This window comes from Holdemanella sp. DFI.5.55, from assembly GCF_020593575.1.
GTDB lineage: Bacteria > Bacillota_I > Bacilli_A > Erysipelotrichales > Erysipelotrichaceae > Holdemanella > Holdemanella hominis.
In genome coordinates this window covers 1-211 of the sequence record NZ_JAJDMK010000470.1, presented here as the reverse complement: position 1 = coordinate 211, position 211 = coordinate 1, and the positions used below count along the sequence as shown (strand labels likewise).

Below are 211 nucleotides of genomic sequence, written 5' to 3'. Positions count from 1 at the left end.
ATGGAACCGAATTTGTCTCATTACTTGATTTGTCACCAGAAATCCGCAAACAGACGATTTTGGTTAATGGGATGTCTAAGACCTACTCAATGACTGGCTGGCGCGTTGGCTATGCCATTGCTGACGAGCAGGTAGTCAAGGGCCTGAAGACGTTCTTGAGTCATGCAGCCGGCAACATGGCAGCCGTCAGTCAATATGCCGCTTTGGCAGC

General features: G+C 49.8%; 1 protein-coding gene. It reads left to right on the top strand.

Annotated features, from left to right (window positions below; genetic code table 11):
* Positions 1–211, top strand: a 211-nt coding sequence (locus LJE08_RS14835; protein ID WP_227403693.1) for an aminotransferase class I/II-fold pyridoxal phosphate-dependent enzyme, incomplete at both ends; no start/stop codon positions are given.